Genomic DNA, 5,331 nt, shown 5'->3' on the forward strand with positions numbered 1-5,331 from the left:
CGCGGGGCCGGTCGGCGGCGGGCTGCTGCTGCTGACCGCGGGTGACGAGGACGGGCGGGCATTCGGGATGCGGATGTTCAATTCGGACGGGAGCGAATCGGAGACGTGCCTCAACGGGCTGCGCTGTGTCGCGCGTGCGGGGTTCGCCGCGACCGGGCTGACGCGCGCGACCGCACGGCTGAAGACGAGCGATGCGCTGGTCGTGCGCGACGCGGAGATCGCGCCGGGCGTGTTCACGGTGCGCGAGACTGCGGGGCCGGCGTCGCTCGACGTGGCGGCGTGGCCGATGCATGTGGATGCGGACCAGATCGTCGAGGCGCCGCTGGCCGGACTTCCCTCGACGCGCGCGTTCACCGCGGTGGCGATGCCCAATCCGCATCTGGTGGCGTTCGTCGAGGCGGTCGACGATGCCGAGCTGGTCCGCGTCGGCGAGGCCTGCGAGGCGGCGCCCGACTGGCTGCCCAACCGCGCCAATGTGAGCTTTGTCGAGGTGCGCGGGACCGACCTGTTCGTCCGCACGCATGAGCGCGGGGTCGGGCTGACCGACAGTTGCGGCAGCGCGATGGCGGCGTCGACCTTTGCCGCGTGTCTGACGGGGCGGATCGCGTACGACACGCCGACGACGGTGTTCAACCGCGGCGGGCTGGTCCGCGCCGAGGCGGGGGCGGACGGCATGGTGACGCTGTCGGGCAATGCGACGGTCGAATGGACCGGGTCGGTGACGGTCGATCTCGAGTCCGGCGAACCGCGCGACCTGGTGATCGCGCGGCGGCATGAGGAAGAGATTGCCGCCTGGGAAACATTGCGCACCGGAATGTAAAAAAGCGTGTGCATCGTTGCGGCCGGGGTGGCCGTATCTTCGCCGCGGCAGCCGGATCATCGGCGCCGATCAGGAGAGACTGTCATGACCCCCCTGTTTCGTACCACGATCATTGCCGCCGCTGTCGCCGTCAGCGGCACCGCGCTGGTCGCCGCGCAGACCAACCCGATGGTCGGCGGCGCCGCGATGTACCCGACCAAGACGATCGTCGAGAATGCGGTCAATTCGAAGGATCACACGACGCTGGTCGCCGCGGTCAAGGCCGCCGACCTGGTCGAGACGCTGTCGGGACCGGGGCCGTTCACGGTCTTCGCGCCGACCAATGCCGCGTTTGCGAAGCTGCCCGCGGGGACGGTCGACACGCTGCTCAAGCCCGAGAACAAGGCGCAGCTGGCGGGCGTGCTGACCTATCATGTCGTGCCGGGGACGATCATGGCCGCCGACATCGCCGCCAAGGCGAAGGCGGATGGCGGGACTGCCAGCTACACCACCGTGCAGGGCGAGCCGCTGATGTTCATGAAGTCGGGCAGCGGCTGGGGCATCATGGACGGCAAGGGGCACAAGGGGCGGATCACGATCGCCGATGTGCGCCAGTCGAACGGGCTGATCCATGTGATCGATACGGTGATGCTGCCGTGAGGGGGTGAGGGTTCGAGCCTCACGTGCCCTCACCCTCCACGCTTTGCGTGGGCCCCTCCCTCTCCCCCTGGGGGAGAGGGGTTTGGCTCTTCGTCATCCCGGGCTTGACCCGGGACCCAGGGTCACGGGCGTGTCGCCGCTTGGCTCTGGGTCCTGACTTTCGTCAGGATGACGGGGTTTTTTAGCTGATCAGGAGGCCGGCGAGGGCGGCGGACATGAGGTTCGCCAGGCTGCCGGCGGCGAGGGCGCGGAGGCCGAGTTTGGCGATCATCGGGCGCTGGTTGGGGGCGAGGCTGCCGGTCACCGCCATCTGGATCGCGATCGACGAGAAATTGGCGAAGCCGCACAGCGAGAAGGTGATCACCGCGATCGTCCGCGGGCTGAGCCCGGGTTGCGTGCCGAGCGAGATATAGGCGACGAATTCGTTCAGCACGATCTTCTGCCCGAACAGCCCGCCGGCGATCCCCGCCTCGCTCCACGGCACGTTCAAGAGGAACATGATCGGCGCGAAGACATAGCCGAGCAGCCCCTGGAAGCTCAGCCCGGGCAGCCCGATCATGTTGCCGAGCCCGCCGAGCAGGCCGTTGGCGAGCGCGACCAGCGCGACGAAGGCGAGCACCATCGCGCCGACCGCGACCGCGAGGCGGACGCCGGTCTGTGCGCCCTGCGCCGCGGCCATGATCAGGTTGGCGGGCTTTTCCTCGTCATGCGTCGCCTGCGGCATGGGTTCGCCCGCGGAGGATTCGCCGGGCAGGTCGCCGAGCGCGAGTTCGCCCTCGGGCGGCGTGACGCGGTCGGGCATAATGATCTTCGCCATCAGGATCCCGCCCGGTGCGGCCATGAAGCTGGCGGCGAGGAGATAGTCGATGCGGATGCCCATCGAGGCATAGGCCGCGAGGATCGTGCCCGCGACGCCCGCCATCCCGCTGGTCATCACCGTGAAGAGCTGCGCGGGGGTGAGGCCGGCGAGATAGGGGCGGATGACGAGCGGCGATTCGCTCTGACCGACGAAGATGTTCGCGGCCGCGCAGAGCGATTCGACCTTCGACACGCCGATCACCTTTTCGATGCCGCCGCCGACCCAGCGCACCACGAACTGCATGATGCCGAGATAATAGAGGATCGAGACGAGGCTGGCGAAGAAGATGATGACGGGGAGGGCGGCGATCGCGAAGCTCTGGCCGCCGATCTCGGGGGTCGCCATCTTGCCGAACAGGAATTCGGTGCCCTTTTGCGAATAGCCGAGCAGGTTGGCGACGCCGCCCGACATGCTGCCGAGCACGACCTTGCCGAAGCTCGAATAGAGCACGAGGATCGCGATGCCCGCCTGGAGCGCGAAGGCGGCGCCGACGATCCGCAGCCGGATCGCGCGGCGGTCGCTCGACAGCAGCACCGCGATGCCGAGGATGACGGCGATGCCTGCAAGGCCGATGATCAGTCTTTCCATGGACGCCCTGCGTTTTGGTACGGTGACACACGCGGCCCCCCGGCTGCGCAAGCGGCCGACATGACACGGGTACGCCGTGCTCGCCAGTCATTTGACGCCTGCACGCTTTCACGGCGCGGTTTCATGGGGGCTAGGCATTTGACGGCGCGCGGCATTTCGCTAGCGTCCGGCGCGATGACCACAGACCTTCCCGCGTTCCCGCGTTCGCTCTTCATTTTCTCTGTCCTCTATGGCGGCATGGTGTGCATCGCCGGCGTGCTGGGGGTGAAACAGGTCGCGCTCGGGCCGCTCGCGGTCGAGGCGGGGATCTTCGCGTTCCTGCTGCTGGTGGTGATCAGCAGCGCGATTTCGGAGCTGCACGGGCAGAAGACCGCGACGTTCCTGGTGCGGCTGGGGTTCATCCCCCTGCTGGTGTCCGCCGCGCTGATCCAGCTGGTGCTCGCGCTGCCGCATGATCCGGGGATGTACCCGCCCGCGGTCGACGCCTTCCCGGTCGTCGTCGGGCAGGGCGCACGGATGATGATGGCGGGGCTGATCTCCTACGGGATCTCGCAGACGCTCAACGTGCTGATCTTCGCGCGGCTGGCGGGGCCGGTCGGGGGGCGAGGGGCGGCTGGTGTGGCTGCGCGGCATGATCGCGAGCATCGTGTCGCAGGTGATCGACACGGTGCTGTTCATCACCATCTCGTTCCTTGGTGCGCGGCCGATCGTCGAGCTGATGGCGGGGCAGATGCTGACCAAGGTGGTGCTGTCGGTGGTGCTGGTGCCGTTTGCGATTACCTTCTTCGTGCGGCTGGGGCGGCGGCTGGACCGGGTTTGACCGGGCCGGCCACCTGATGTGTCCCCGCGAAGGCGGGGACCCAGACTGGGCTCCCGCCTTCGCGGGAGAACAGGGAGGCAGGCGGGGCCCCGGCGGCTTTCACTCCCTCCCTCAACTGGCTAAGGGGGCGGGATGACCGATCATACGCCCGATCCCGCCCTGCTCGCCAAGGCCGAGACGCTGACCGAGGCGCTGCCCTATCTGCAGCGTTATGCCGGCAAGACCTTCGTCGTGAAATATGGCGGGCACGCGATGGGCGACCCCGAGCTGCAGCGCGATTTCGCCGAGGACATGGTGCTGCTGAAGGCGGTCGGGATCAATCCGGTCGTGGTGCATGGCGGCGGGCCGCAGATCGGCTCGATGCTGAAGCGGCTGGGGGTCGAATCGCGGTTCGTCGACGGCCTGCGCGTGACCGACAAGGAGACCGCGCAGATCGCCGAAATGGTGCTGGCGGGATCGATCAACAAGGAAATCGTCGGCTGGATCGGCCAGGCGGGCGGCCGCGCGGTCGGGATTTCGGGGAAGGATGCCGGCCTCGTCCTCGCGCAGAAGGTCGGGCACGGCCGCGAGCCGGACAAGCTGCAGGGGATCGAACGGCATGTCGATCTGGGGTTCGTCGGCGAGCCGATCGCGGTCGACCGGACGATCCTCGACACGCTGATCGCCGCGGACATCATCCCGGTGATCGCGCCGATCGGGATCGGTGCGGACGGGCATACCTACAACATCAACGCCGACACGATGGCGGGCGCGATCGCCGCCGCGATGGGCGCGGCGCGGTTCTTCCTGCTGACCGACGTGGTCGGCGTGCTCGACAAGCAGGGCGAATTGCTGACCGATCTTGATCCGGCGAAGATCGCCGAGCTGCGCGCCGACGGGACGATCACCGGGGGGGATGATCCCCAAGCTCGAGACGTGTGTCGCGGCGGTCGGATCGGGCGTCGACGCGGCGGTGATCATCGACGGGCGCGTGCCGCATGCGATGCTGCTGGAGATTTTCACGCGGCAGGGGGCCGGGACGCTGGTGAGTGCGCGGGGTGGGGCGCGGTAGGGGTTTTTCTGCCGTCATCCCGGGCTTGACCTGGGATCCAGGGTCACGGGCCGTGGTGCTGCTTGGCTCTGGGTCCTGACTTTCGTCAGGATGACGGAAGGGGGTTGTTTGGAGGCGGCGGGGTTCTCGTTGTCGGTCCGCTGCCTTATATAAGGCATACACCAGCGGAGACCCTTGCCTTGCTCGCCCTTCTTCAGATCGTCCAGTTGCTGCTCAACCTCGTCTGGTGGGTCATCATGATCCAGGCGGTGATGTCGTGGCTCATCGCGTTCAACATCATCAACACGCAGAGCAATGTCGTCCGGTCGGTATGGGAGGCGCTGCAGCGGATCACCGAGCCGCTCTATCGGCCGATCCGGCGGATCCTGCCCGATTTCGGCACGCTCGACCTGTCGCCGCTCGTCGTGCTGCTGATCCTCTACATCCTGACCAACATCGTCGTGCCGAACATCGCACAGAGCCTGCTCGCCCCCCGGGCTGTGAGCGAAGCGGCCGCCTGGCGTGCGGTGGACGGCGGTCTGGCGATCGCGGTCCGCGTGACGCCGCGCGGCGGG

3 protein-coding genes and 3 pseudogenes are annotated in these 5,331 nt (G+C 67.8%); 5 read left to right on the top strand and 1 reads right to left on the bottom strand.

Features of this window, described 5'->3' with window-relative positions; translation table 11 throughout:
- The coding region (gene dapF / locus NI18_RS12520) for a diaminopimelate epimerase (RefSeq protein ID WP_037530165.1) at positions 1-820 on the top strand (820 nt) is incomplete at its 5' end.
- Positions 821-904: 84 nt separating this feature from the next.
- On the top strand, positions 905-1,459 hold the full coding sequence (locus NI18_RS12525; protein ID WP_031395557.1) for a fasciclin domain-containing protein: 555 nt from the start codon (positions 905-907) through the stop codon (positions 1,457-1,459).
- A gap of 181 nt (positions 1,460-1,640) precedes the next feature.
- Here the strand turns inward: NI18_RS12525 and NI18_RS12530 are convergent, their stop codons facing one another.
- Complete coding sequence (locus tag NI18_RS12530; protein ID WP_031440507.1) at positions 1,641-2,906, bottom strand: nucleoside transporter C-terminal domain-containing protein; 1,266 nt, start codon at positions 2,904-2,906, stop codon at positions 1,641-1,643.
- A 174-nt stretch (positions 2,907-3,080) separates the two neighbouring features.
- On the opposite strand from NI18_RS12530, the pseudogene NI18_RS12535 reads away from it, so the two are divergent.
- From NI18_RS12535 to NI18_RS12545, 3 pseudogenes are all read left to right on the top strand, one after another.
- A pseudogene (locus tag NI18_RS12535) lies at positions 3,081-3,726 on the top strand (queuosine precursor transporter).
- 132 nt (positions 3,727-3,858) lie between these two features.
- Positions 3,859-4,777 (top strand): annotated as a pseudogene (gene argB, locus NI18_RS12540) (acetylglutamate kinase).
- Between the two features lie 179 nt (positions 4,778-4,956).
- Positions 4,957-5,229 (top strand): annotated as a pseudogene (locus NI18_RS12545) (YggT family protein); the annotation flags it as partial.
- Positions 5,230-5,331 lie beyond the last annotated feature (102 nt).

The organism is Sphingomonas sp. Ant20 (genome assembly GCF_000783375.1).
Classification (GTDB): domain Bacteria; phylum Pseudomonadota; class Alphaproteobacteria; order Sphingomonadales; family Sphingomonadaceae; genus Sphingomonas; species Sphingomonas aerolata.